The 22,560-nt window shown below is 63.9% G+C and carries 31 protein-coding genes; 2 read left to right on the top strand and 29 right to left on the bottom strand.

Going from position 1 to position 22,560, the window contains the following annotated elements; genetic code table 11:
- Nucleotides 1–250: 250 nt before the first annotated feature.
- The gene (locus tag EWE75_RS09315) at nucleotides 251–895 is read left to right on the top strand and encodes a hypothetical protein (protein ID WP_130156721.1); all 645 of its coding nucleotides are present in this window, start codon (nucleotides 251–253) and stop codon (nucleotides 893–895) included.
- Between the two features lie 24 nt (nucleotides 896–919).
- Here EWE75_RS09315 and EWE75_RS09310 read toward each other — a convergent pair whose 3' ends face one another.
- The 27 genes from EWE75_RS09310 to rpsL all read right to left on the bottom strand — a co-directional run bounded on the left by EWE75_RS09310 (nucleotide 920) and on the right by rpsL (nucleotide 17,862).
- Complete coding sequence (locus EWE75_RS09310) at nucleotides 920–1,567, bottom strand: adenylate kinase (RefSeq protein WP_130156719.1); 648 nt, start codon at nucleotides 1,565–1,567, stop codon at nucleotides 920–922.
- A 34-nt stretch (nucleotides 1,568–1,601) separates the two neighbouring features.
- Nucleotides 1,602–2,966, bottom strand: coding sequence for a preprotein translocase subunit SecY (gene secY, locus EWE75_RS09305; RefSeq protein ID WP_130156717.1), 1,365 nt, complete (start codon nucleotides 2,964–2,966; stop codon nucleotides 1,602–1,604).
- 170 nt (nucleotides 2,967–3,136) lie between these two features.
- A complete protein-coding gene (gene rplO / locus EWE75_RS09300; protein ID WP_130156715.1) occupies nucleotides 3,137–3,688 on the bottom strand; it encodes a 50S ribosomal protein L15 in 552 nt (183 codons plus the stop codon).
- A gap of 173 nt (nucleotides 3,689–3,861) precedes the next feature.
- Complete coding sequence (gene rpmD, locus EWE75_RS09295) at nucleotides 3,862–4,038, bottom strand: 50S ribosomal protein L30 (protein WP_069206795.1); 177 nt, start codon at nucleotides 4,036–4,038, stop codon at nucleotides 3,862–3,864.
- A 6-nt stretch (nucleotides 4,039–4,044) separates the two neighbouring features.
- Nucleotides 4,045–4,776 carry a 30S ribosomal protein S5 gene (gene rpsE, locus EWE75_RS09290; protein WP_130156713.1) on the bottom strand — a complete coding sequence of 244 codons (732 nt, stop codon included), beginning with the start codon at nucleotides 4,774–4,776 and terminating at the stop codon, nucleotides 4,045–4,047.
- Nucleotides 4,777–4,778: 2 nt separating this feature from the next.
- Nucleotides 4,779–5,138: a 50S ribosomal protein L18 gene (gene rplR, locus EWE75_RS09285; protein ID WP_130156711.1), complete on the bottom strand. Its 360-nt coding sequence runs from the start codon at nucleotides 5,136–5,138 to the stop codon at nucleotides 4,779–4,781.
- Nucleotides 5,138–5,671, bottom strand: a complete 534-nt coding sequence (gene rplF, locus EWE75_RS09280) for a 50S ribosomal protein L6 (RefSeq protein WP_130156709.1) — start codon at nucleotides 5,669–5,671, stop codon at nucleotides 5,138–5,140. Before rplF ends, rplR begins: the two co-directional genes overlap by 1 nt.
- On the bottom strand, nucleotides 5,671–6,066 hold the full coding sequence (gene rpsH / locus EWE75_RS09275; RefSeq protein WP_069206798.1) for a 30S ribosomal protein S8: 396 nt from the start codon (nucleotides 6,064–6,066) through the stop codon (nucleotides 5,671–5,673). Before rpsH ends, rplF begins: the two co-directional genes overlap by 1 nt.
- A 10-nt stretch (nucleotides 6,067–6,076) precedes the next feature.
- Entirely contained in the window at nucleotides 6,077–6,382 is a 306-nt protein-coding gene (rpsN, locus tag EWE75_RS09270) for a 30S ribosomal protein S14 (RefSeq protein ID WP_093226339.1), read from the bottom strand.
- Between the two features lies 1 nt (nucleotide 6,383).
- Nucleotides 6,384–6,965 carry a 50S ribosomal protein L5 gene (gene rplE, locus EWE75_RS09265; RefSeq protein WP_130156707.1) on the bottom strand — a complete coding sequence of 194 codons (582 nt, stop codon included), beginning with the start codon at nucleotides 6,963–6,965 and terminating at the stop codon, nucleotides 6,384–6,386.
- Entirely contained in the window at nucleotides 6,958–7,275 is a 318-nt protein-coding gene (gene rplX / locus EWE75_RS09260; protein WP_130156705.1) for a 50S ribosomal protein L24, read from the bottom strand. Before rplX ends, rplE begins: the two co-directional genes overlap by 8 nt.
- The gene (gene rplN, locus EWE75_RS09255) at nucleotides 7,275–7,643 is read right to left on the bottom strand and encodes a 50S ribosomal protein L14 (protein ID WP_069206802.1); all 369 of its coding nucleotides are present in this window, start codon (nucleotides 7,641–7,643) and stop codon (nucleotides 7,275–7,277) included. Before rplN ends, rplX begins: the two co-directional genes overlap by 1 nt.
- A 59-nt stretch (nucleotides 7,644–7,702) precedes the next feature.
- Complete coding sequence (gene rpsQ, locus EWE75_RS09250) at nucleotides 7,703–7,975, bottom strand: 30S ribosomal protein S17 (protein WP_069206803.1); 273 nt, start codon at nucleotides 7,973–7,975, stop codon at nucleotides 7,703–7,705.
- Between the two features lie 10 nt (nucleotides 7,976–7,985).
- A complete protein-coding gene (gene rpmC / locus EWE75_RS09245; protein ID WP_069206804.1) occupies nucleotides 7,986–8,192 on the bottom strand; it encodes a 50S ribosomal protein L29 in 207 nt (68 codons plus the stop codon).
- A 1-nt stretch (nucleotide 8,193) separates the two neighbouring features.
- Nucleotides 8,194–8,628, bottom strand: coding sequence for a 50S ribosomal protein L16 (gene rplP, locus EWE75_RS09240; RefSeq protein ID WP_130156703.1), 435 nt, complete (start codon nucleotides 8,626–8,628; stop codon nucleotides 8,194–8,196).
- Nucleotides 8,629–8,638: 10 nt separating this feature from the next.
- Entirely contained in the window at nucleotides 8,639–9,346 is a 708-nt protein-coding gene (rpsC, locus tag EWE75_RS09235; protein WP_130156701.1) for a 30S ribosomal protein S3, read from the bottom strand.
- A complete protein-coding gene (gene rplV, locus EWE75_RS09230; RefSeq protein ID WP_130156699.1) occupies nucleotides 9,346–9,723 on the bottom strand; it encodes a 50S ribosomal protein L22 in 378 nt (125 codons plus the stop codon). The genes rpsC and rplV overlap by 1 nt, the downstream gene beginning before the upstream one ends.
- The gene (rpsS, locus tag EWE75_RS09225; protein WP_130156697.1) at nucleotides 9,723–9,998 is read right to left on the bottom strand and encodes a 30S ribosomal protein S19; all 276 of its coding nucleotides are present in this window, start codon (nucleotides 9,996–9,998) and stop codon (nucleotides 9,723–9,725) included. The genes rplV and rpsS overlap by 1 nt, the downstream gene beginning before the upstream one ends.
- A 1-nt stretch (nucleotide 9,999) precedes the next feature.
- Nucleotides 10,000–10,854, bottom strand: a complete 855-nt coding sequence (gene rplB, locus EWE75_RS09220; RefSeq protein ID WP_130156695.1) for a 50S ribosomal protein L2 — start codon at nucleotides 10,852–10,854, stop codon at nucleotides 10,000–10,002.
- A 4-nt stretch (nucleotides 10,855–10,858) separates the two neighbouring features.
- Nucleotides 10,859–11,173, bottom strand: a complete 315-nt coding sequence (locus EWE75_RS09215; RefSeq protein WP_069206809.1) for a 50S ribosomal protein L23 — start codon at nucleotides 11,171–11,173, stop codon at nucleotides 10,859–10,861.
- Nucleotides 11,166–11,792 carry a 50S ribosomal protein L4 gene (gene rplD, locus EWE75_RS09210; protein WP_130156693.1) on the bottom strand — a complete coding sequence of 209 codons (627 nt, stop codon included), beginning with the start codon at nucleotides 11,790–11,792 and terminating at the stop codon, nucleotides 11,166–11,168. The genes EWE75_RS09215 and rplD overlap by 8 nt, the downstream gene beginning before the upstream one ends.
- 2 nt (nucleotides 11,793–11,794) lie before the next feature.
- Nucleotides 11,795–12,550, bottom strand: coding sequence for a 50S ribosomal protein L3 (gene rplC, locus EWE75_RS09205; protein WP_069207594.1), 756 nt, complete (start codon nucleotides 12,548–12,550; stop codon nucleotides 11,795–11,797).
- 207 nt (nucleotides 12,551–12,757) lie between these two features.
- Nucleotides 12,758–13,066: a 30S ribosomal protein S10 gene (rpsJ, locus tag EWE75_RS09200; protein ID WP_069206811.1), complete on the bottom strand. Its 309-nt coding sequence runs from the start codon at nucleotides 13,064–13,066 to the stop codon at nucleotides 12,758–12,760.
- 252 nt (nucleotides 13,067–13,318) lie between these two features.
- The gene (gene tuf / locus EWE75_RS09195; protein WP_130156691.1) at nucleotides 13,319–14,512 is read right to left on the bottom strand and encodes an elongation factor Tu; all 1,194 of its coding nucleotides are present in this window, start codon (nucleotides 14,510–14,512) and stop codon (nucleotides 13,319–13,321) included.
- Between the two features lie 161 nt (nucleotides 14,513–14,673).
- On the bottom strand, nucleotides 14,674–16,770 hold the full coding sequence (gene fusA / locus EWE75_RS09190) for an elongation factor G (protein ID WP_069206813.1): 2,097 nt from the start codon (nucleotides 16,768–16,770) through the stop codon (nucleotides 14,674–14,676).
- A gap of 188 nt (nucleotides 16,771–16,958) precedes the next feature.
- Nucleotides 16,959–17,429 carry a 30S ribosomal protein S7 gene (rpsG, locus tag EWE75_RS09185; RefSeq protein WP_069206814.1) on the bottom strand — a complete coding sequence of 157 codons (471 nt, stop codon included), beginning with the start codon at nucleotides 17,427–17,429 and terminating at the stop codon, nucleotides 16,959–16,961.
- Between the two features lie 61 nt (nucleotides 17,430–17,490).
- Entirely contained in the window at nucleotides 17,491–17,862 is a 372-nt protein-coding gene (gene rpsL / locus EWE75_RS09180; RefSeq protein WP_069206815.1) for a 30S ribosomal protein S12, read from the bottom strand.
- 346 nt (nucleotides 17,863–18,208) lie between these two features.
- Here rpsL and trhO point away from each other — a divergent pair, with 346 nt between their 5' ends.
- Complete coding sequence (gene trhO, locus EWE75_RS09175; protein WP_130156689.1) at nucleotides 18,209–19,150, top strand: oxygen-dependent tRNA uridine(34) hydroxylase TrhO; 942 nt, start codon at nucleotides 18,209–18,211, stop codon at nucleotides 19,148–19,150.
- A 114-nt stretch (nucleotides 19,151–19,264) separates the two neighbouring features.
- On the opposite strand, the gene proS is transcribed toward trhO, so the two are convergent.
- Entirely contained in the window at nucleotides 19,265–20,800 is a 1,536-nt protein-coding gene (gene proS, locus EWE75_RS09170) for a proline--tRNA ligase (protein ID WP_130156687.1), read from the bottom strand.
- 108 nt (nucleotides 20,801–20,908) lie between these two features.
- The gene (gene glpK / locus EWE75_RS09165) at nucleotides 20,909–22,417 is read right to left on the bottom strand and encodes a glycerol kinase GlpK (RefSeq protein WP_427915779.1); all 1,509 of its coding nucleotides are present in this window, start codon (nucleotides 22,415–22,417) and stop codon (nucleotides 20,909–20,911) included.
- Nucleotides 22,418–22,560 lie beyond the last annotated feature (143 nt).

The following is a 22,560-nucleotide window of genomic DNA, read 5'->3' as shown; positions in this document are numbered from 1 at the left end:
ACGCCGATCTCGGAAATGGTATCGGCCAAAGCACATTAGCCATGCCAAGCTTCTAACGGCAGTGCGGGCGCGATTCGGTGAAGCGAGGATGACGAAGCTGTCATGTGGCCGTTGCCACCGGATCGGATGAAGAACCGCCGGACACGCCGGCCCGGCCGCTGTAGCCGCCTCTGATACCACGCAGGAGAGGAAGCTTGCCATGACAGGCGTTACGTCCATCGTTCGACATGTCGCACGCCGAGCCGGATTGTTGCCGCGCGATTCCGCATCGGCCGCGTTCAGCGTGCCGAGGCGCTGGTCGAACGCGGAGTTGCGCCGTTTCGCACCTTTGTTCGGAGGCGCTGCGGTCAACGTGAGTGCATGGGAGGATCGCGACAAGGAGGGCGGCTTTTACCGAAGCTATTTCCCTTCGGCCTCGTCGTGGAGCATCACCAACTACGGAACCGATCAGGGCACGCTGCAGGGCGCGGACAATGAGATCTTTCTCGATCTGGAGGCCGATCTGCCGCCCGATTTGTCTGGGAAGTTCGCCACCGTCTTCAACCACACGACGCTGGAACACATCTGGGACTTCCGACGCGCGTTCCACAACCTCTGCGCGATGTCGTCCGACATCGTCATCATCGTGCTGCCGTGGCTCCAGCCGCAACATGCCGATTACGGCGATTACTGGCGGTTCTCGCCGCAATCGACCACGCGGCTGTTCGAAGAAGAGGGGTTCGAGCTGTTGTATCTCTCGTGGACGCAGGAACCGAACGCAGCGGTCTACACCTTCGCGATCGCGTCGCGGCAGCACGGCAAATGGGACAGGCACTTTCCCGAGCGCCCGGCTACATCATCCGATCCGCAGTTCCTGCTGACGACCGAAGGCGCAGCCGGGTCGCGCGCGTTCTAACGCCCGGTTGGCAAGTGCCGGCCGTTATCGGTCGAGCACGCCGGCGATCTGCGCGCTCACGTCGTCGATATCGGCCATGCCATCGACCTTGGCGACGATGCCACGCGCTTCGTAGAGCGGCAGGATCGGCAGCGTCTTGGCGCGATATTCGGCCATGCGGGTGCGGACGGTCTCTTCATTGTCGTCGGGGCGGCGCTTGAACTCGGTCGAGCCGCACACGTCGCACACCCCGGCCACGGCGGGCTGCTTGAAATGATCGTGATAGCCCGCACTGCATTTGGCGCAGGTGTAGCGACCGACGATCCGCTCAACGAGCGCATCCTCGTTCACGTCGAGTTCGATCACCGTATCGAGCTTGCGGCCATGCTGCGCGAGGATCGCGTCGAGCGATTCGGCCTGCGCTGCGGTGCGCGGATAGCCGTCGAAGATCGTGCCCTGATCGGGCGACAGCGTGCCGAGCTTGTCGTCGATCAGCGCCGAGACGATCTCGTCGGAGACGAGCGCGCCCGAGTCCATCACTGCCGCAACCTGAGCCCCAAGCGGCGTATCGGCCTTGCGCGCCGCGCGGAGCATGTCGCCCGTCGACAATTGCACCATCCCGCGCGTCGTCTCAAGCCGGCTCGCTTGCGTGCCCTTGCCCGCTCCCGGCGGGCCAAGCAGAATGATGTTCACGAGTGTCCGTCCCCTATTCTCTACCCCGCCCCGCTTAACGCAGGCGGCCGCCCTTCAGCTTCGATTTCTTGATTAGATCGCCATATTGATGCGCAAGCAAGTGGCTCTGGATCTGAGTCACCGTGTCCATCGTCACGTTCACCACGATCAGCAGGCTGGTCCCGCCCAGATAAAAGGGAATCTGGAGCATCGACACGAGCTCTTCGGGCAGCAGACAGATGATCGCCAGATAGCCCGCACCGATCACGGTGATGCGCGTCAGCACATAATCGAAATAGATTTCGGTGTTTTTGCCGGGCCGGATGCCGGGAATGAAACCACCGTAGCGCTTCAGATTGTCCGCCGTCTCCTCGGGGTTGAACACAACCGCGGTGTAGAAGAACGAGAAGAAGATGATGCCCGCGCCATAGAGCAGCATGTAGACCGGCGAACCGTGCTGGAGATACTGGTTGAGCGTCAGGATGACGTCGCTCCACCAGCTATTGCCCTCGACGCGCTTGCCGGCGAACTGCATGATCGTCAGCGGCATCAGCAGTAGCGACGAGGCGAAGATCGGCGGGATCACGCCGGCGGTGTTGATCTTGAGCGGCAGATGGCTGCGATCGGCCTGCATGCCGCGCTGGGTCTGGCGCTTGGGGTATTGGATCAGGATGCGGCGCTGGGCGCGCTCCATGAAGCAGATGAACAACACCAGCCCTACCACCGCGACGATGATGCCGACGATGCGGAAGCCGTCGAGATTGCCCGACCGGCCACCCTCGAACAGATTGTACAGCGTGGTCGGCAGGTTGGCGACGATGCCGGCCATGATGATGAGCGACATGCCGTTGCCGATGCCCCGGCTGGTGATCTGCTCACCAATCCACATCAGGAACATCGTGCCGCCGATCAGCGAGATAACCGCGGCGACGCGGAACATCATGCCGGGATCGACCACCGCCTGAACGCCCTGGTTGGCGCCGAGCGTCTCCAAGCCAACCGCGATGAAATAGCCCTGCACCGCCGTCAGCGCGACCGTGCCGTAGCGGGTGTATTGGTTGAGGCGCTTGCGCCCGCTCTCGCCTTCCTTCTTGATCGCCGCCAGCGTCGGCGACAGCGAGGTGGCGAGCTGGATCACGATCGAGGCGGTGATGTAGGGCATCACGCCGAGCGCGGTCAGACTCATGCGCTTGAGCGAGCCGCCCGAAAACGCATTGAAGAAATCGAGCACGCCGCCGCTCGTCGATTGCGAGAGCTGGCTGAGCGCGGTCGGGTCGATGCCCGGCAGCGGCACATAGCTGAGCAGCCGGAAAACGATCAGCGCGCCGATCGTGAACCAAAGGCGCTTCTTGAGATCGGTCGCCTGTGCGAACTTCGACAGGCTGATGCTGGATGCCATCTGGTCGGCTGCGGATGCCATGCTGGAAATCGTCCCGAACTACGGTCGTAGGAAACAAAAGCGGCGGAAAGCGTTTAACCGCCCCGCCGCTCATATAGTCATGCGTTTGGGGTTGCCTAGCGCGATTGTGGTCGGGAGCGTTCCCGCGCCACGTTCGCCCCGTCGCGTTTGGCCGCGACGGGGCATAAAGATCACGCGTTGGCGGCGATCTTGGCGGCCTTGTCGGCCTTGCGCTCGCGGTACTTGACGCCCTTCTTAGCGGCAGCCTTCTCAGCGGCGGGAACGACCGCGATCACCGAAACCGAACCGCCAGCCTTCTCGACTGCTTCGATCGCGCCCTTCGACGCGCCAGCGACGGTGAAGGTCAGCGAGGTGGTCAGTTCGCCCTTGCCGAGCAAACGGACGCCATCCTTGCCACCGCGCGCGAGGCCAGCGGCCTTGAGCGACTCGTGATCGAGCGATGCGCCAGCGGCGATCTTGCCGGCGTCGACCGCCTTCTGGATTGCGCCGAGGTTCACCTCGGCATAATCCTTGGCGAAGATGTTGTTGAAGCCGCGCTTCGGCAGACGCATGTGGAGCGGCATCTGGCCGCCTTCGAAGCCGGCGATGCTGACGCCCTCACGGCTCTTCTGGCCCTTTTGGCCGCGTCCGGCGGTCTTGCCCTTGCCGGAACCGATACCACGGCCGACACGCATTTTCGACTTACGGGCGCCCGCGTTGTCGCGGATTTCGTTCAACTTCATGGGATGCACTCGCTTTCGCTTTTGTCGCGCTGATGGAATAGAAGGCGGAGCGTCTAACGAGACGCACCGCCTTTGTCACGCTGTTTCTGGGCCGCGAAGAACACCGCAGCCTTACACAGAAAAGGCCGCCACGGATGTGACGGCCCTTCCCTATTGTCGATGCAGAGGGAAGCTTACGCTTCGATCTTCACCATATGCGCGACCTTTCGGATCATGCCCCGAACCTCGGGGGTATCTTCCAGTTCGCGCGTCTTGTGCATCTTGTTGAGGCCGAGACCGATCAGCGTCGCGCGCTGATCCTTCTCGCGGCGGATCGGCGAGCCGGTCTGCGTGATCTTGATGGTTGCCATCGTGTCTTACTCCACCACAGCCGCGGCATCAGCCTCGGCGGTCTGTGAACCGCCACGGCCCAGCAGATCGGCGATCTTCTTGCCACGACGCTGCGCGACAGCCTTGGGGCTGGTCTGCGAGGTCAGCGCCTCGAAGGTTGCGCGGATCATGTTGTACGGGTTGGACGTGCCGACCGACTTCGTCACCACGTCGGCAACGCCGAGCGATTCGAAGACGGCGCGCATCGGGCCACCCGCGATGATGCCGGTGCCCTGCGGCGCCGAACGCAGCGTGACGAGACCGGCACCGAAGTGACCGTTGCCGTCATGGTGCAGCGTGCGGCCTTCCTTGAGCGGAACGCGGACCATCGCCTTCTTGGCAGCGGCCGTCGCCTTCGAGATGGCTTCCGGCACTTCGCGCGCCTTGCCATGACCGAAGCCGACCCGGCCCTTGCCGTCACCGACGACGACGAGCGCCGCGAAGCCGAAGCGCTTGCCGCCCTTCACCGTCTTCGAGACGCGGTTGATGTGAACCAGCTTCTCGATCAGCTCTTCGCCACCGTCGTCGGCGCCACCGGGGCCGCCACGGCCACGGTTATCGCGACCGCCGCGATTGTCGCGACCGCCACGGTTGTTGCCACCGCCCGGAGGGCCGCCACGACCACGGCCGCCACGCGGACCACGGTTCTGCGGCGCATCACCGGCAGGAGCGCTGCCGGCCTCGACCGGAGCGCCGGTCTGGGGGATTTCGTCAGCCATTCTTAAAACTCCAATCCGGCTTCACGCGCGGCAGTCGCCAGCGCCTTGACGCGTCCGTGGAACAGGAAGCCGCCGCGATCGAACACGACCTGCGTCACGCCAGCGGCCTTCGCCGCCTCGGCGAGCCGCGTGCCGACTGCCGTCGCAGCGTCGATGTTGGCGCCGGACGTGCCGCGCACGTCCTTTTCCAACGTCGAGGCAGAAGCGATGGTGCGGCCTTCCGCATCGTCGATCACCTGCGCGTAGATGTGCTTGCCCGAGCGATGCACCGAAAGGCGCGGCCGGCCTCCGCTGCGCGCACGAAGCGCGGAACGGTTGCGGCGACGCCGCTTCTCGAAGAGAGACATACCCTTGGTCGACATTACTTCTTTTTCCCTTCCTTGCGGAAGATGAACTCGCCGTCGTACTTGATGCCCTTGCCCTTGTACGGCTCGGGCTTACGCCAGCGACGGACCTCTGCGGCGAGCTGGCCGACCTTCTGCTTGTCGGCACCCGAAATCTCGACCGTCGTGTTGTCCGGGGTCTTGACCTCAAGACCCTCGGGCACGTCGATGTTGACGTCATGGCTGTAGCCGAGCTTCAGGTTGAGCACCTTGCCCTGCGCGGCGGCGCGGTAACCCACGCCGTTGATCAGCAGCTTCTTGGTGAAGCCCGTCGTCACGCCGGTGACGAGGTTCTGCACCATCGTGCGCTGCATGCCCCAGAAGGCACGCGCCGCCTTGCTGTCATTGGCCGGCTGCACCGAAATGCCGTCGTCCTCGAGCGTGTAGGTGATCTCTTCACGAAGCGCGAGGTGGAGGGTGCCCTTAGGCCCCTTCACGTTGAGCTTGCCGCCGTCGATCGTCGCGGTAACACCGCTTGGGATCGCGACCGGCTTTTTACCGATGCGGCTCATCAGAATACCTCCGCCAGCACTTCGCCGCCGACGTTCTGCTCGCGCGCTTCCGCGTCTGACAGAACACCCTTCGGCGTCGAAACGATCGTGATGCCGAGGCCGTTCATGACCCGCGGCAGTTCGGTCGAACCCGAATAGACGCGGCGGCCCGGCTTGGAGACGCGCGCGACATGCTTGATCGCGGGCTGACCCTCGAAATACTTCAGCTCGATGCGGATGCCGGCCGCAGGGCCCATCTGCTCTTCGCTATAGCCACGAATGTAGCCTTCGCGCTGGAGCACGTCGAGCACGCGGACACGCAACTTGGAGCCCGGCGTCAGGACCGAGTCCTTGCGCGCGCGCTGGCCGTTGCGGATGCGGGTGAGCATATCACCCAGGGGATCGGTCAATGCCATCTCGTGATCCTTACCAGCTCGACTTCGTGACGCCCGGGATCATGCCCTTGTTGGCCAGATCGCGAAGCTGCACGCGGCAGAGGCGGAACTTGCGGTAGTAAGCGCGGGGACGACCCGTCAGCTCGCACCGGTTGCGAATGCGCGTCGGATTGCCGTTGCGCGGAATCTCGGCCATCTTCAGGCGCGCGATCATGCGCTCGCCATCATCGAGCGTCGCGTCGGCGGCGATCGCCTTCAGCTTCGCATAGCGGCCGGCGTACTTCTTGACGAGCAGCTTACGGCGCTCGTTCTTGTTGATCGAACTCAGCTTTGCCATCTTATGCCGCCTTCTTTTCTGCGTCGGCTTCAATCGGGAACGGGAAACCGAACAGACGGAGCAGCTCGCGCGCCTCGTCGTCGGTCTTCGCGGTCGTCGCGACGATCACGTCCATGCCACGGATCTGATCGACCTGGTCGTAGCTGATTTCCGGGAAGATCAACTGCTCCTTCAGGCCGCAGGCATAGTTGCCGCGTCCGTCGAAGCTCTTGTCGTTCAGCCCACGGAAATCGCGGACGCGCGGCAGGGCGATCGTGATGAAGCGATCGAGGAACTCGTACATGCGCTCGCGACGCAGCGTGACCTTCACGCCGATCGGCATGCCTTCACGCAGCTTGAACTGCGCGATCGACTTCTTCGCCTTGGTGACGACGGGCTTCTGGCCGGCGATCAGCTCCATTTCGGTAGCCGCCTTGTCGACCTTCTTCTTGTCCTGCGTCGCTTCGCCAACGCCCATGTTCAGGACGATCTTGTCGATGCGCGGAACTTCCATCGCGTTCTTGTAGCCGAACTTCTCGGTCATCGCCTTGACGATCTTGTCGTCATAGATGCCCTTCATCCGGGGCTTATAGGCATCAGCCACTGATCTTCTCCCCGGTCTTGACGGCGACGCGGACCTTCTTGCCGTCCTGCGTCTCGAAACGGACGCGCGTCGGCTTGCCGTCGGCGGTAACGTGCGCGACGTTCGAAACGTCGAGCGGCGCTTCCGAACGCTTCAGGCCGCCCTGCGGGTCGCCCTGGGTCGGCTTGGTGTGGCGGACGTGGACGTTGATGCCCGAGACGACGACCTTGCCGTCCTTCGGGAACGCCTGCGTCACTTCGCCGGTGCGGCCCTTGTCCTTGCCGGACAGGACGATCACGCGGTCACCCTTCTTGATCTTTGCGGCGGCCATTACAGCACCTCCGGCGCGAGCGAGATGATCTTCATGTGCTTCTTGCCGCGCAGTTCGCGCACGACTGGGCCAAAGATACGGGTGCCGATCGGCTCCTCGTTCTTGTTGACCAGCACCGCAGCGTTGCCGTCGAAGCGGATCACCGAACCGTCGGCGCGGCGAATGTCCTTCGCAGTGCGCACGATGACGGCACGATGCACGTCGCCCTTCTTGACACGGCCGCGCGGTGCGGCCTCCTTCACGCTGACGACGATGATGTCGCCGACGCCTGCAACCCGACGCTTGGAACCCCCAAGCACCTTGATGCACATGACCCGCTTCGCGCCGCTGTTGTCAGCGACCTCGAGATTGGACTGCATCTGGATCATAGATCCGCTTCCTTCTCATATGGGGCCGATTCCGACCGGACCCCGCCTAAAAGTGACGCTTACGCGTCGACGTCGACCCGCTCCGGCGTCGCATGGGTGTTAACCCGATCGATCACCTTCCAGGTCTTCAGCCGGGAAATCGGCGCGGTCTCTTCGATCCGCACGGTTTCACCCTGCTTGTACTCGTTCGCCTCGTCATGGGCGTGATACTTCTTCGAACGGCGGATGATCTTGCCGTAGAGCGCGTGCTTGACCTTGCGCTCCACGTTCACGACCACCGTCTTGTCGCCCTTGTCCGAGACGATCAGCCCCGTCAGCACGCGCTTCGGCATGTCTAAATCCTTACTTGGCAGCCGCGTCGCGCGAGCGAGCGGTCTGCAGCGTCTTGATACGGGCGATGTCACGGCGGACTTCGCGAACCCGGCTCGGCTTTTCGAGCTGGTTGGTCGCCGCCTGGAAACGGAGGTTGAACGCCTCGCGCTTCAGGTTGCCGAGTTCCTCGGACAGTTGGTCCTCGGACTTCGCCTTCAAATCGTCGATCCGTGCCATATTACACGACTCCCAGATGCGAGGTGTCGCCGAGACGGGCGACGACCTTAACCTTGATCGGCAGCTTCATCGCCGCGCGGCTGAACGCCACTGCAGCAATGTCGCCGGGCACGCCGTCCAGTTCGAACAGAATGCGGCCGGGCTTGACGCGCGCCGCCCAGAATTCCGGCGAACCCTTACCCGAGCCCATGCGGACTTCGGCGGGCTTGCCCGAGACCGGCACGTCCGGGAACACGCGAATCCACAAACGCCCCTGGCGCTTGATGTGACGCGTGATCGCGCGGCGGGCCGCTTCGATCTGGCGGGCGGTGAGCCGGTCCGGCTCCATCGCCTTCAGGCCATACGACCCGAAGTTGAGCGTGGAACCACCCTTGGCGTCACCGTGGATGCGGCCCTTGAAGGCCTTGCGGAACTTGGTCTTTTTCGGTTGCAGCATGATTCAGTCCTTAGCGACGGTCGTCGCGCGCCGGGCGCACGCCGGAGGTCTGAGCCTCCATCATGATGCGCTCCTGCGCGAGCGGGTCGTGGCCGAGGATCTCACCCTTGAAGATCCACACCTTGACGCCGCACACGCCATAGGCGGTGTGCGCCTGCGCTTCGGCATAATCGACGTTCGCGCGCAGTGTGTGAAGCGGCACCCGGCCCTCGCGATACCATTCGGTCCGCGCGATCTCGGCGCCGCCGAGACGGCCACCGCAGTTGATCCGAATACCTTCGGCACCGAGCCGCATCGCCGACTGCACCGCACGCTTCATGGCGCGGCGGAATGCGATACGACGCTCGAGCTGATCGGCGATGCCCTGCGCGACGAGCTTCGAATCAACTTCCGGCTTGCGGATCTCGACGATGTTCAGCGACACGTCAGACGTGGTCATCGCGCCGAGCTTCTTGCGAAGCTTCTCGATGTCCGCGCCCTTCTTTCCGATGATGACGCCCGGACGGGCGGCATAGATCGACACGCGGCACAGCTTGGCCGGACGCTCGATCACCACCTTGGAGATCGCCGCCTGCGGCAGCGACTTCATGATGAACTGGCGCATCCGCAGATCTTCGAGGAGAAGACGGCCGTAATCGGCGCCCTCCGCGTACCAGCGGCTATCCCAGGTGCGGTTGATCTGCAGGCGCAGACCGATCGGGTTCGATTTCTGACCCATTATGCTTCTTCCTGCTCGCGCACGACGATGCGCAGACGGCTGAACGGCTTGAGGATGCGGGTCGACTTGCCGCGGCCGCGCGTGGCGAACCGCTTCATCACGATCGACTTGCCAACCGAAGCCTCGTGAACGACGAGCGCGTCGACATCGAGGTTATGGTTGTTCTCGGCGTTGGCGATGGCCGAAGCCAGCACCTTGCGCGCGTCGATGGCCATGCCCTTGGTCGAAAACTGCAGGATGTTCATCGCATCGCCGACCTTCTTGCCGCGAATGAGCGCGGCGACGAGGCCGAGCTTCTGCGCGGAACCACGGATCTGCGTACCGACGGAGAGAGCTTCTTTCTCACCGACCTTGCGGGGGGATTTCGGCTTCGACATCAGCGCTTGCCCTTCTTGTCCGCGGCATGGCCGGGGAAATAGCGCGTCGGCGCGAACTCGCCGAGCTTCATGCCCACCATGTCTTCGTTGACGGAGACCGGCACGAACTTGCGGCCATTATAGACGCTGAACGTGAGGCCGACGAACTGCGGCAGGATCGTCGAGCGACGCGACCAGGTCTTGATCGCACCACGCGCGTTGGTGTCCTGCGCGGTTTCTGCCTTCTTCAGCAGATGAAGGTCCACGAACGGACCCTTCCAGACTGAGCGAGCCATCTTAGCCCTTCCTCTTCGTCGAATGACGCGAACGGATGATCATCTTATCCGTCGACTTGTTGTGACGGGTGCGCGCACCCTTCGTCGGCTTGCCCCAAGGCGTGACCGGATGACGGCCGCCCGAGGTCCGGCCTTCACCACCGCCGTGCGGATGGTCGACCGGGTTCTTGGCGACGCCGCGCGTCAGCGGGCGCTTGCCCAACCAGCGGTTGCGGCCGGCCTTGGCGAGGTTGGTGTTGCCGTTGTCGGGGTTCGACACCGCACCGATCGTCGCCATGCAGCCTGCGTGGATATAGCGCTGCTCGCCCGAATTGAGGCGAACCATCACCATGCCCTTGTCGCGACCGACGACCTGCACATAGGTGCCGGCCGACCGTGCGAGCTGACCACCCTTGCCGGGCTTCATCTCGACGTTGTGGACGATCGTTCCGACCGGGATCTGGCCGAGCTCCATCGCGTTGCCGGGCTTCACGTCGGTCTTCTTGCCGGCGATCACCTTGTCGCCGACAGCGAGACGCTGCGGAGCGATGATGTAAGCCTGAACGACCTTGCCTTCGGCATCAGCGGCGTAGTTGACGAGCGCGATGAACGCGGTGCGGTTGGGATCATATTCGATCCGCTCGACCGTACCCTCGACATCCCACAGGCGGCGCTTGAAATCGATGATACGATAGCGCTGCTTGTGGCCGCCGGCGATGCCGCGCGACGTGACATGGCCCTTGTTGTTGCGGCCACCGGTCTTGCGCTTGCCTTCGGTCAGCGCCTTGACGGGGCCGCCCTTGTGCAGGCCGGAACGGTCGACCAGGATGAGGCCACGGCGCGCCGGGCTCGTCGGGTTATAATGCTTCAATGCCATCGGATCAGATCCCCGTCGTCACGTCGATGGACTGTCCGTCCTTCAACGTAACGATCGCTTTCTTGACGTCCGAGCGCGTGTAATCCGCGCCCTTCCACTTCTTGGTCTTGCCCTTCTGGACAATGGTGTTCACGCCAGTGACGTTCACCCCGAACAGCGCCTCGACCGCAGCCTTGATTTCAGGCTTGGTGGCGTCGTTCGCAACCTTGAACACGACGGCGTTGTGCTCGGAGAGCAGGGTCGCCTTTTCGGTGATGTGCGGCGCAACGATCACGTCGTAATGACGGACCGCGATATCGCCCTTCTGCTTCTTAGCCATTGAAGCGCGCCTCCAGCTTTTCAACGGCAGCGCGGGTGAGAACCAGCGTGTCGTGCTTCAGAATGTCGTAGACGTTGGCGCCGGCGGCCGGCATCACGTTGATCGTCGAGAGGTTGCCCGCTGCGAGAACGAACGTCGTCTCGACCGTGTCACCGTCGATGACCAGCGCGGTCTTGCCGGTGCCGAGCTTGGCCCAGTCGGCGATCAGCGTCTTGGTCTTGCCCTCGGAAACCGCGAGGCTGTCGAGAATGACCAGCGAGCCAGCCTTGGCGTGGCTGCTGAGCGCCATCTTGAGACCAAGCGCGCGGATCTTCTTGTTCAGCGACGGATTGAAGTCGCGGGTCCGCTGACCGTGCGCCTTACCACCACCGACGAAGATCGGAGCGCGGCGATCGCCGTGACGCGCCGTACCGCCGCCCTTCTGGCGACCGAACTTCTTGCCGGTGCGGGCAACATCGGCACGCTCACGCGTGCCGCTTGCGGTCGCACGGCGCTTTTCGAGCTGCCAGGTGACGACGCGGTGCAGGATGTCGCCGCGCGGATCGAGGCCGAAGACCTCGTCGTTGAGCTCGATATCGCTGTCCGCGGTATCGGCGAAGGATTGAAGCTTAACCTTCACGATCAGCCCTCCTGGCCGTCGGTGGCCGCTGCGTCGTCCACCGTCTCGGCGGGCGTCTCTGCGGGCGCATCGTTGTTGTTCTGAGCGGCTTTGAGGCCGGCGGGGTACGGAGCAGCCTCGGGACGTGCGATCTTGACCGCGTCCTTGACGAGCAGCCAGCCGCCCTTCGAGCCGGGCACCGAGCCCTTGACGAAGATCAGGCCGCGCTCGACGTCGGTCGAAACGATCTCGAGGTTCTGCTGGGTGCGCTGCGCGTCACCCATGTGGCCGGCCATCTTCTTGTTCTTGAAGACCTTGCCCGGATCCTGACGCTGGCCGGTAGAACCGAGCGAACGGTGCGAAACCGAAACGCCGTGCGTCGCGCGCAAACCGCCGAAGCCCCAGCGCTTCATGCCGCCCTGGAAGCCCTTGCCCTGCGTATAGCCCTGAACGTCGACGATCTGGCCGGCGACATAGTGATCGGCCGAAATCTCGGCGCCGACTTCGAGGACAGCATCCTCGGCGACACGGAATTCACGGACGATCGCCTTGGGCTCGACTTCGGCCTTGCCGAAGTGCCCGCGCTGCGGCTTGGCGACATTCTTTGCTTTGGCAACGCCGGCGCCCAACTGGACGGCGACATACCCATCACGATCGGCCTCGCGAACGGCCACGACCTGGAGATTGTCGAGCTGCAGAACGGTTACCGGCACATGCCGGCCATCGTCCTGGAACAGACGCGTCATCCCCAATTTCTTCGCGATCACGCCAGTGCGCATGATCTGATCCCTTTCCATAACAGAGGCACGCCACGGACGATTCCGTAGCGTGCGTGCTCAACCCGAAAACATTTATACTGCGTCGGCCCCGACCCGGGCTGGCGCTTCCTGAAGGCAGGAAGCATGTCGGGGGACGCAGACCCGGACAAGTCCGGCGGTATCCCTATCTGCCCCGGTTACGGGGCCGAATCTCTTGGAGCGGCGCGTTTACGCGAGCTTGATCTCAACGTCAACACCAGCAGCGAGATCGAGCTTCATCAGCGCGTCCACCGTCTGCGGGGTCGGCTGCACGATGTCGAGCAGGCGCTTGTAGGTACGCGTCTCGAACTGCTCGCGCGACTTCTTGTCGATGTGCGGGCCGCGGTTGACCGTGAACTTGTCGATGTGAGTCGGCAAAGGAATCGGGCCACGGATGAGTGCGCCGGTGCGGCGGGCGGTGTCGGCGATGTCGCCGGCAGCCTGATCGAGCACGCGATGATCGAACGCCTTAAGGCGAATGCGGATGTTGCTGTCCATGTACCCTACCAATGCGAAAGAGCGGGGTGACTTTGCCCAAGATCGTCACCCCAGCGAACGCTGGGGTCTCTCGCGGTGAAGCGCCATGCGCTCCACCAAAAGATCCCGGCTTGCGACGGGATGACGGCCTCGGGGGCCACCGCTGGTTGTTCAGTTCAAAACCGGAGGCGGGCCATTACAGCGGCCTCCTACAAAAAGCAACCGCCCGCGCCTCTGGAGAGGCACGGGCGGCTAACTTTTTTTAGCGTAAGATTACTTCGTGATACCGCTGACGATACCCGAACCAACCGTACGACCACCCTCGCGGATCGTGAAGCGCTGGCCCACGTCCATAGCGATCGGTGCGATCAGCTTCACGCCGAGCGCGATGTTGTCGCCAGGCATGACCATCTCGGTGCCCTCAGGCAGCTCGACGGTGCCGGTCACGTCCGTGGTGCGGAAGTAGAACTGCGGACGATAGTTGGCGAAGAACGGCGTGTGACGGCCACCCTCGTCCTTCGACAGCACGTACACTTCCGACGAGAAGTCGGTGTGCGGCTTGATCGAGCCGGGCTTGCAGAGCACCTGGCCACGCTCGACCTCTTCACGGCCGACGCCGCGGATCAGCGCGCCGATGTTGTCGCCTGCCTGGCCCTGATCGAGCAGCTTGCGGAACATTTCGACGCCGGTGACGGTGGTCTTACGGACTGCCGGGTGAATACCGACGATCTCGACTTCCTCGCCAACCTTGACGATGCCGGTCTCGACGCGGCCGGTGACGACCGTACCGCGACCCGAGATCGAGAACACGTCTTCGATCGGCATCATGAACGGCTTGTCGAGCGGACGCTCGGGCTGCGGTAGGTAGGTATCGACCGCTTCCATCAGCTTGAGCACGGCGTCGTGGCCGATCTCAGGCGTGACGTCGTTCAGCGCGGCAACAGCCGAACCCGGAATGACGGGGATGTTGTCGCCGTCGAAATCATAAGACGAGAGCAGCTCGCGGATTTCGAGCTCGACGAGCTCGAGGATCTCGGCGTCGTCGACCAGATCGACCTTGTTCATGAACACCACCATCGTCGGCACGCCGACCTGGCGGGCGAGCAGGATGTGCTCGCGGGTCTGCGGCATCGGGCCGTCGGTCGCCGAAACGACGAGGATCGCGCCGTCCATCTGCGCCGCGCCGGTGATCATGTTCTTCACATAATCGGCGTGGCCCGGGCAATCGACGTGCGCGTAGTGACGTGCCAGCGTCTCATACTCGACGTGTGCGGTCGAGATCGTGATGCCGCGCTCGCGCTCTTCGGGAGCCTTGTCGATGTTGGCATAGCTGGTGAACGTGGCGCCGCCGGTCTCGGCCAGAACCTTCGTGATCGCTGCGGTCAGCGAGGTCTTACCATGATCGACGTGACCGATGGTGCCGATGTTGAGATGCGGCTTAGTCCGCTCGAACTTTGCTTTAGCCATGATTCCCTACCTTAATTGATCGTTTCCGTGCCGGGATTGCCGCGCGAAAGCGGCCCCATAGCGGCTCAAATTGAATTGCGCCAGCCCTGCGTGCATCAGCATGCAACGTCAAGCGCCTTGTGGATCGGCACGCGGGCCTGAGCGCCGCGTGCCGGCCCGCGTCAGGCCAGCTTCGCCTTGACTTCGTCCGCCACGTTCGCGGGGACTTCGTCATAATGCGAGAACTGCATGCTGTACTGTGCCCGGCCCTGGCTGAACGAGCGGAGCGCGTTCACGTAGCCGAACATGTTCGCCAGCGGCACCATCGCCTCGACAGTCTGCGCGTTGCCGCGGCTGTCGGTGCCCTGAATCTGGCCACGACGGCTGTTCATGTCGCCGATGACGTCGCCGAGATAATCCTCGGGGGTGACGACTTCGACCTTCATGATCGGCTCGAGCAGCTTGATGCCGGCCTTCTGGGCTACTTCGCGCATCGCTGCGCGACCGGTGATTTCGAACGCCAACGCCGACGAATCGACGTCATGGTAGGCACCGTCATACAACAGGATCTCGAAATCGATGATCGGGAAGCCGACCAGCGAGCCCGTGGCCGCCGTTTCGCGGAAGCCCTTCTCGATCGCGGGGATATATTCCTTCGGAATGTTACCGCCCTTGATCTCATCCTTGAAGATGATGCCCGAACCGCGCTCGCCCGGCGTGACCTTAACCTTCACGCGACCGAACTGACCGGTGCCGCCCGACTGCTTCTTGTGGGTGTAATCCACATCGACCGGCTTGCCGAGATATTCGCGATACGCCACCTGCGGCGCGCCGACATTGGCCTCGACCTTGAACTCGCGCTTCATGCGATCGACGAGGATTTCGAGGTGAAGCTCGCCCATGCCCTTGATGATCGTCTGGCCGCTCTCGGCGTCCGACGACACGCGGAACGACGGATCTTCGCGCGCGAGACGGTTGAGCGCGACGCCCATCTTCTCCTGGTCGGCCTTGGTCTTCGGCTCCACCGACAGCTCGATCACCGGCTCGGGGAATTCCATCCGCTCAAGGATGATCGGCGCCGACGACGCGCAGAGCGTGTCACCGGTGGTCGTGTCCTTTAGGCCCGCCAGCGCGACGATGTCGCCGGCATAGGCCACCTGGATGTCCTCACGCTCGTTCGCATGCATCAGCAGCATGCGACCGACCTTTTCCTTCTTGTCCTTCACCGAGTTGATGACGGTCGAAGCGGTCTCGAGCTTGCCCGAATAGATGCGCGCGAAGGTCAGCGTGCCGACGAACGGATCGTTCATGATCTTGAACGCCAGTGCCGAGAAAGGCGCCTCGTCCGACGAAGGACGCTCGTCCTGCGTCTCGCCGTCGAGCTTGAGGCCCTGAATGGCGGGAACGTCGAGCGGGCTCGGCAGATAGTCGACGACGGCGTCGAGCAGCGGCTGCACGCCCTTGTTCTTGAACGCCGAACCGCAGGTGACGGGGACGAACGAGAAGTTCAGCGTGCCCTTGCGGATCAGCTTCTTCAGGTCGGCCGCGCTCGGCTCGTTGCCTTCGAGATAGGCTTCCATCAGCTCGTCGTCCTGCTCGACCGCCATCTCGATCAGCTCGGAACGCGCGGTCGCGGCGGCATCGGCGTACTCGGCCGGAATGTCCTTGTACTCGAACTTCGCGCCAAGCGATTCTTCGAGCCACACGATCGCGCGGTTGTTGACCAGATCGATCAGGCCCTTGAAGTCCCCCTCGAGGCCGATCGGGAGGTACAGCACCGCCGGACGCGCACCGAGACGATCCTTGATCATGTCGACGCAGCGAACGAACGAGGCGCCGGTACGGTCGAGCTTGTTGACGAAGCACATCCGCGGAACCTTGTACTTTTCCGCCTGGCGCCACACCGTCTCGGACTGCGGCTCGACACCGGCAACGCCGTCGAAGCACGCGACCGCGCCGTCGAGCACGCGCAGCGAACGCTCGACTTCGATCGTGAAATCGACGTGGCCCGGCGTGTCGATGATGTTGATGAGGTGCTCTTCGCCCTTGCCGTCTTCAGCACGCCACTTGCAGGTGGTTGCAGCCGACGTGATCGTGATGCCGCGCTCCTGCTCCTGGACCATCCAGTCCATCGTCGCGGTGCCTTCATGCACTTCGCCGATCTTGTAGGACTTGCCGGTGTAATAGAGGATGCGCTCGGTCGTCGTCGTCTTGCCGGCGTCGATATGCGCCATGATGCCAATGTTGCGATAGCGGTCGAGCGGATGGCTGCGGGCCATGATGCGTCACTCCTGGGTGCCTGGACGGCGGTAAAAACGGGCGGCGGGAGGGTTCCCGGACACGCCACGCCGCGCGATAGCGGCTCGACGCGGACGGTGGAATACAAATGTGGGGGCGAAACCTCCCGGTCTCGCCACCCATATAAGGGATCACGACAGGTCTTACAAACCTGCCATGACCGATAGGCTTACCAGCGGTAGTGCGAGAAGGCGCGGTTGGCCTCCGCCATACGGTGCGTGTCTTCGCGCTTCTTCACCGCGTTGCCACGGTTGTTCGAAGCGTCGAGCAGTTCGCCCGAGAGGCGCGCCGACATGGTGTTCTCGCTGCGCGAGCGCGCCGCGGTGATCAGCCAACGGATCGCCAGTGCCTGCGCACGCTCGGGGCGAACCTCGACCGGCACCTGATAGGTCGCACCGCCGACGCGGCGGCTGCGGACCTCGATGCCCGGCTTCACGTTCGCCAGCGCGTCGTGGAACACGCCGATCGGGTCCTTCTTCGCACGCTGCTCGACGGTGGCGAGCGCGGTGTAGACGATCCCTTCGGCGACGGACTTCTTGCCGTCCAGCATGACGCTGTTCATGAACTTGGAGAGAACCTCGTCCCCGTACTGGGGATCGGGCAGGATGACCCGCTTTTCGGGCCTGCGACGACGTGCCATTTCAAATTCCTTGTCTGTGCTTCAGCCGGTCCGGAACACGTCCGGGGCTTACTCTGGCTAATTACTTAGGACGCTTGGCGCCGTACTTCGAACGCGACTGCTTGCGGTCCTTGACGCCCTGCGTATCGAGCACACCGCGCAGAACGTGGTAGCGCACGCCGGGAAGATCGCGAACACGACCGCCACGGATCAGCACGACCGAGTGCTCCTGCAGGTTGTGGCCCTCGCCCGGGATGTAGCTGATGACTTCGCGCTGGTTGGTCAGGCGGACCTTGGCCACCTTGCGCAGAGCCGAGTTCGGCTTCTTCGGGGTCGTCGTGTAGACGCGCGTGCAAACGCCGCGCTTCTGGGGATTGGCTTCCATCGCAGGAACCTTGGACTTGGCCTTCTGCGGATCGCGGCCCTTGCGGACCAACTGGTTGATCGTCGGCATGAATCTCTTCACCTTGGAATATTGGTTACTTTGCTGGAGCCATAACGCCCCCCCGAACAATTTGGGGAATACAAAAGGGCCTTCGGGAATCGAGTGATTCCCCCTGGCCCTGAATGCATCCAGCAATGTTCAAGCACCCGCACGAGAACGTTAGTCCTCATGCGAGCAGCGGCGCCTATACAGGGGGAGTCGAATACGGTCAATGCCGTGGACGGATACGTGCGTCGCCCCGGCCTGCGCCGTTGCACAGCGTTGCCCAACGATCGGCCTATACTCAGCGGCCTGGCCTGCGCGGGGGCGACGGTATCTTTGACGGCACCGGGCAATCTATTCTAGCGAGCGGGCGATGAATACCCCCCTGCCCGTCCGCGTCGCCGCACTGTATCGATTCGCCCGATTCGACGATCCCGCAGCACTGCGCGCACCGCTGTACGATCTCTGCGCGCGGCTTGGCGTGAAGGGCACGTTATTGCTCGCCCGCGAAGGGATCAACGGCACGATCGCGGGCAGCGACGCCGCGATCGACGACGTCGTCGCGGCGATCCGAGCCCTGCCCGGCTGCGCGGAAGCCGAGATCAAATATTCGCACGCCGCCGAAATGCCGTTCCACCGGCTCAAGGTGCGGCTCAAGCGCGAGATCGTGACGATGGGCGAACCCGAGATCGATCCGCTCGAAGACGTCGGCACCTACGTCGCACCCGCCGAGTGGAACGCGCTGATCGCACGCCCCGACACCGTGGTGATCGACACCCGCAACGCTTACGAAGTGCGCGTCGGCAGCTTCGCGGGCGCGATCGACCCCGGCACTGACAGCTTCAGCGATTTCCCCGGCTGGTTCCGGGACCATCAAAGCGAGCTCGCCGGCAAGACGATCGCGATGTTCTGCACCGGCGGCATCCGCTGCGAAAAGGCGACGGCGTTCGTCAAGGCGCAGGGGTTCGACTCGGTGTTCCACCTGCATGGCGGCATCCTCAAATATCTCGAGGAGGTGCCCGCCGCCGAGAGCCGCTGGGAGGGCGAATGCTTCGTGTTCGACGAACGCGTCGCGGTCGGCCACAGTCTTGCACCGGGCAGCCATGCACTATGCCGCGCGTGCCGAATGCCGGTCAGCCGTGAGGATCGGGCGTCGCCTCTCTATGAGGAAGGCGTAAGCTGCCCTGCCTGCCACGGCACGCGTGATGCCACCAAACGCGCGAACCTCGCCGAGCGCCACCGGCAAGTGAAACTCGCCGAGTCGCGCGGCCTGGCGCATGTCGGCGCTACCCCGAGGTCCGACACACTTTCTTGAAGGCGTAGGCAAAAGCCCTACACGTCGCCCCGGCGCAGGCCGGGGCCGGTTTGTTTGGGGTGGTCGGTACGCGCAACACGCAGCGGCCCCGGCCTGCGCCGGGGCGACGGTGCATCAGTAAGAGCGCCCCACGATCACCCGCTCCACCGCCGCGTCGCCGGTGAACACGCACACGCCATCGACCGGCGCGGCATCGGCGGGAACGTTGCGGAGCGTCAGCTTGAGCGCTTTCAAACGCTCGACGACCTTGTCCAACGCGGCGCCGGTCGGCTTCGACCATTGCACTTCGAGGAAGCCGGGGTTCTTCACCCCTTCCGCGAAGAACGCCTCGACGCCCGCGAAATCGGTCACGTCGCGCACGATGTTGGCATCGAGCCGCGCCTTGGCATCGGCGTAGAGCGCCTGCTGGATCTCGGCCAGCATCGCCGCTGCACCGGCAACGAAATCGCCCTTCGCCACCACCGCGCTGTCGAGCTTGCCATCTTCGCGGTACAGCCGGTCGCGGCGGATCACCGAGACGTTGCCGCCCGCCACGTCGCGCCCGCCGACCTCGATCACGATCGGCGCGCCCTTCTTCACCCAGCCCCAGCGCTTGGTCGCGGCCTTGACCGCCTTGAGATCGAGCAACGCGCGCACCGGCTCGCCGAGCGCGGTCAGCGCGCCCAGTTCAGCGCGGAGCGCCTTGCAATAGTCGACGATCGCCGCATCTTCGGGCTGGTCGCGCAGCATCGGCACGATCACCACCTGCCACGGCGCCACGCGGGGCGGCACGCGCAGACCGTCATCGTCGCCGTGGACCATGATAAGCCCGCCGATCATCCGCGTCGACACGCCCCAGCTCGTCGTGTGCGCCAGTTCGACCTGACCTTCCGCATTCTGGAAGGTGATGTTCTGGGCCTTGGAAAAATTGGTGCCGAGGAAGTGCGAAGTGCCCGCCTGGAGCGCCTTGCCGTCCTGCATCATCGCCTCGATCGAATAGGTCGCGACCGCGCCGGGGAAGCGCTCGTTCTCGGGCTTCTCGCCGGCAATCACCGGCAGCGCGACGCAATCCTCGGCGAACTCGCGATAGACTTCGAGCATGCGCAGCGTTTCCTCGCGCGCCTCGGCTTCGCTGGCGTGCGCGGTATGGCCTTCCTGCCACAGGAACTCGGCGGTGCGCAGGAACATGCGCGTACGCATTTCCCAGCGCACCACGTTCGCCCATTGGTTGATGAGCACCGGCAGATCGCGCCAAGACTGCACCCAGCGCGCGAAGGCGGTGCCGATCACCGTCTCGGAGGTCGGCCGCACCACCAGCGGCTCCTCCAGCTTGGCGGACGGATCGGGGATCAGGCCACCCTTGCCGTCCGAAATCAGCCGGTGATGCGTGACGACCGCCATCTCCTTGGCGAAGCCGTCGACATGCTCGGCCTCCTTCTCGAAGTACGAGAGCGGGATGAACAGCGGGAAATAGCAATTCTCATGCCCCGTCGCCTTGATGCGATCGTCGAGCAGCCGCTGCATCCGCTCCCAGATGCCATAGCCCCACGGGCGAATCACCATGCAGCCGCGCACCCCAGATTCCTCGGCCATGTCGGCCTCGGTGATGACGGTCTGATACCAGGCGGCGAAATCGGCTTCGCGCGAGACGGAAAGGGCGTGCTTTATCATGGTGCGCGCCGATAGCGCTTGGCCGCGCCCGCGTCACCCCCCGCCCCGACTCAATCGAAAGCGTGAACCGCGATCGTGGTAGGCCGATGCTCCCCCCAAAGTGCGACTTTACTCCCCTGCGAAATGCGAAGCGCTCAAGGTGCGCCGAAGCGCGTCGTGCCAACCGGCGACCAGCACGTCGCGCTTGTCCTGTGCCATCGCTGGCATGAAACACCGCGCGCGAGACCAGAGCGCCGCAAGCTCCGGCAGGTCCGACCATAATCCGACCGCGAGCCCGGCAAGGAACGCGGCGCCACGCGCCGTCGTCTCGAGATCGCCCGGACGCTCGACCGGCATTTCGAGCAAATCGGCCAGGAACTGCCCAAGCCAGTCGTTCGCGGCCATGCCGCCATCCACGCGCATCGCAGCCGGCCGCGCGCCCCCGTCGGCGACCATCGCCTCGATCAGGTCCAGCGTCTGGTATCCGACCGCCTCCAGCGCGGCACGGGCGAGGTGCGCGGCGCCCGCGCCGAAGGTGAGACCGTGGATCGAGGCGCGCGCGTCGGGGTCCCAATGCGGCGCGCCAAGCCCGACGAACGCCGGGACCATGTAAACGCCGTGGCTGTCGGGCACTTGCGTCGCCATATCGTGACTCTGGCTGGCGTGGGTGATGACGCCCAGCCCGTCGCGCAGCCACTTCACCGCCGCCCCCGCCGCGAAGATCGAGCCTTCCAGCGCATAGGTGGTGCGGCCGCCGAGCCGGTAGGCAGGCGTGGTCAGCAGCCGATTGGCTGATCGCAGCGCCTCCTCGCCGGTGTTGAGCAGCATGAAGCAGCCGGTGCCATAGGTCGATTTGGCGCTGCCGCGCGTGAAACAGGCCTGGCCGAACAAAGCCGCTTGCTGATCGCCCGCCATGCCCGCGATCGGGATAGCCGCATCGAACAGATCCGGCGCGGTCACCCCGTACAGATGCGCGTTGTCATGCACCTCCGGCAACAGCGCCATCGGCACGTCGAGCAGCCGACACAGTTCCGCATCCCAACACCCCCGGCGAATGTCGAACAGCAGCGTGCGCGCGGCGTTGGTGACGTCGGTCGCATGCACCTGCCCGCCGGTCAGACGCCACAGCAGGAAGCTGTCGATCGTACCGAAAGCAAGCTCGCCACGTTCGGCGCGCGCGCGGGCACCCGGAACATGATCGAGAATCCACGCGAGCTTGGTTCCCGAGAAGTACGGATCGAGCAACAATCCAGTGCGTTCGCGCACCATCGGCTCGGCGCCCGCCGCCTTCAATTGCTGGCAGCGTTCGGCGGTGCGCCGGTCCTGCCAGACGATCGCATGATGAATCGTCTCGCCGGTGCGGCGATCCCACACCAACGTGGTTTCGCGCTGGTTGGTTATGCCGATCGCGGCGATGTCGGCGGCGCGCAGGCCGCTCGTCGCGATCGCCTCGCGCGCGGTCGCGAGCGTGTCTCGCCAGATCACCTCCGGGTCGTGCTCGACCCACCCTGGCTCGGGATAGAGTTGTTCGAACTCGCGCTGGGCGGCGGCAACGCGCTTTGCCTGGGAATCGAAAATCAGGCTGCGCGTCGACGTCGTCCCTTGGTCGATCGCCAGAATATGCGTGCCCGCCATCATCGCTCTCCCGTTCGTTCGTTTTCGCTTTCACGATTTATCATTTTCGTTCGCGCGTCAACGCTTTCACATCGAGGTTTCTTAGGGTATAGCGAGTCGCAACGGGAGCAAGCGAACCGATGACGTCGGGCATAGCGCAAGGGGAG

The organism is Sphingomonas populi (genome assembly GCF_004208535.1).
Classification (GTDB): Bacteria; Pseudomonadota; Alphaproteobacteria; order Sphingomonadales; family Sphingomonadaceae; genus Sphingomonas; species Sphingomonas populi.
The sequence above is the reverse complement of the archived record's forward strand: the minus strand, read 5'-3'. Positions and strand labels throughout refer to the sequence as shown.